Raw genomic sequence first — 844 nt, 5'->3', positions numbered from 1 at the left:
ACTCGGCGCCGCGCCTGTTGGCGGCCTTGCCCTCGGCGAGGGCGATCTCGGAAACGCTCATGGCTTTGCTTTCGGCTGGCCTTGCGGCCACCCGTTCTCCCGTTCGGTTGTGGGGTTGTTGTAGGTCCCGGACCATAGCCGAAACGCGCGGCAATCGGATTGCGAAAATGCGCCATTTCTGCCAAAATTCGGCATTGGATAGCGCATTCACCTATAGAATTGGAATCTAGAACCATGAAGCTCGATGAGATCGACAGGCGCATCCTGCGCGCCCTGCAGCGCGACGGGCGCATGGCAAACAACGACCTTGCCAGGCAAGTCGGTCTCTCGCCGTCGCCCTGCCTGCGGCGCGTGAAACTGCTCGAGGAGGCGGGCGTCATCGACCGCTATGTCGCGGTGCTCAACCCGGCCAAGATCGGCCGCGGCCAGACCTTCTTCACCCGCATCTGGCTGAAGCAGCAGGACGAGGACACGATCGAGCATTTCGCCGCCGAGGTGGCGAAATTCCCCGAAGTGATGGAGTGCTATCTGATGATGGGCGACTGCGACGCCCTGGTGCGCATCGTGGCGGCCGGCATCGACGACTACCGCCGCTTCCAGTCGGAGCATCTGAGCCGCATCAAGGGCGTCCAGAACGTCAAGACGGACGTGCCCAGCCAGATCATCAAGCAGACCTCGGAGATGCCGCTGTAGCGCCTCTTCCTTCTCCCCTTGTGGGAGAAGGTGGATCGGCGCGCAGCGCCGAGACGGATGAGGGGTGTTCCAGCGGAGTGAGACGTTGGTTTTCCCTGGAGCACCCCTCATCCGTCGCCTTCGGCGACACCTTCTCCCACATGGGCAGGGC

Annotated in this window: 1 protein-coding gene; it reads left to right on the top strand. The window is 62.8% G+C overall.

The features are described from left to right. Positions 1-234 precede the first annotated feature (234 nt). Positions 235-693: an Lrp/AsnC family transcriptional regulator gene (locus tag EOA27_RS38445; protein ID WP_126083271.1), complete on the top strand. Its 459-nt coding sequence runs from the start codon at positions 235-237 to the stop codon at positions 691-693. Positions 694-844: the final 151 nt, after the last annotated feature.

This window comes from Mesorhizobium sp. M2A.F.Ca.ET.037.01.1.1, assembly GCF_003998075.1.
GTDB lineage: Bacteria > Pseudomonadota > Alphaproteobacteria > Rhizobiales > Rhizobiaceae > Mesorhizobium.
The sequence above is the reverse complement of the archived record's forward strand: the minus strand, read 5'-3'. Positions and strand labels throughout refer to the sequence as shown.

Coding starts and splice junctions, on each gene's coding strand:
- EOA27_RS38445 (WP_126083271.1), top strand. CDS start 235: ATGAAGCTCGATGAGATCGACAGGCGCATCCTGCGCGCCCTGCAGCGC.